Origin of the sequence: Bacillus sp. GBSW19 (assembly GCF_002998655.1) — a bacterium.
Lineage (GTDB): Bacteria > Bacillota > Bacilli > Bacillales > Bacillaceae > Bacillus.
In genome coordinates, this window is record NZ_PVRF01000011.1 from 1 (window position 1) to 844 (window position 844).

Consider the following 844-nt stretch of genomic DNA (forward strand, 5'->3'; position numbering starts at 1 on the left):
GTGGAGCCTAGCGGGATCGAACCGCTGACCTCCTGCGTGCAAGGCAGGCGCTCTCCCAGCTGAGCTAAGGCCCCATAAAGATGGTCGGGAAGACAGGATTCGAACCTGCGACCCCTTGGTCCCAAACCAAGTGCTCTACCAAGCTGAGCTACTTCCCGATCTTAATGGCGCGCCCGAGAGGAGTCGAACCCCTAACCTTTTGATCCGTAGTCAAACGCTCTATCCAATTGAGCTACGGGCGCTTATTTTTATAATGCCGAGGGCCGGACTTGAACCGGCACGGTAGTCACCTACCGCAGGATTTTAAGTCCTGTGTGTCTGCCAATTCCACCACCCCGGCGTGGATGGTATAAGCGGAAGACGGGATTCGAACCCGCGACCCCCACCTTGGCAAGGTGGTGTTCTACCACTGAACTACTTCCGCATTACAGGATTTCTTTATTTTATTTGGCAATGCGGGTGAAGGGACTTGAACCCCCACGTCATAAAGACACTAGATCCTAAGTCTAGCGCGTCTGCCAATTCCGCCACACCCGCATGAAACATGGTGAGCCATGAAGGACTCGAACCTTCGACCCTCTGATTAAAAGTCAGATGCTCTACCAACTGAGCTAATGGCTCTCTTTAAAAGCGACTTGTCTATCTTACCATATGAAAGTGGTGCCGGCAAGAGGACTTGAACCCCCAACCTACTGATTACAAGTCAGTTGCTCTACCAGTTGAGCTACACCGGCTTTATCTATCCTAACATTATGTAAGAATAAATATGGTGGAGGATGACGGGCTCGAACCGCCGACCCTCTGCTTGTAAGGCAGATGCTCTCCCAGCTGAGCTAATCCTCCA

General features: G+C 51.9%; 9 tRNA genes. All 9 read right to left on the reverse strand.

Annotated features, from left to right (window positions below):
* Window position 1: 1 nt before the first annotated feature.
* A tRNA-Ala gene (locus tag C6344_RS18695) sits at window positions 2-74 on the reverse strand.
* Window positions 75-81: 7 nt separating this feature from the next.
* Window positions 82-158: transfer RNA gene (locus C6344_RS18700), tRNA-Pro, on the reverse strand.
* A gap of 7 nt (window positions 159-165) precedes the next feature.
* Window positions 166-242, reverse strand: a tRNA-Arg gene (locus C6344_RS18705).
* A 12-nt stretch (window positions 243-254) separates the two neighbouring features.
* Window positions 255-340, reverse strand: a tRNA-Leu gene (locus C6344_RS18710).
* A gap of 12 nt (window positions 341-352) precedes the next feature.
* Window positions 353-424: transfer RNA gene (locus C6344_RS18715), tRNA-Gly, on the reverse strand.
* Window positions 425-454: 30 nt separating this feature from the next.
* Window positions 455-537: transfer RNA gene (locus tag C6344_RS18720), tRNA-Leu, on the reverse strand.
* Between the two features lie 8 nt (window positions 538-545).
* Window positions 546-621, reverse strand: a tRNA-Lys gene (locus C6344_RS18725).
* A 37-nt stretch (window positions 622-658) separates the two neighbouring features.
* A tRNA-Thr gene (locus C6344_RS18730) sits at window positions 659-734 on the reverse strand.
* A 33-nt stretch (window positions 735-767) separates the two neighbouring features.
* Window positions 768-843, reverse strand: a tRNA-Val gene (locus tag C6344_RS18735).
* Window position 844 lies beyond the last annotated feature (1 nt).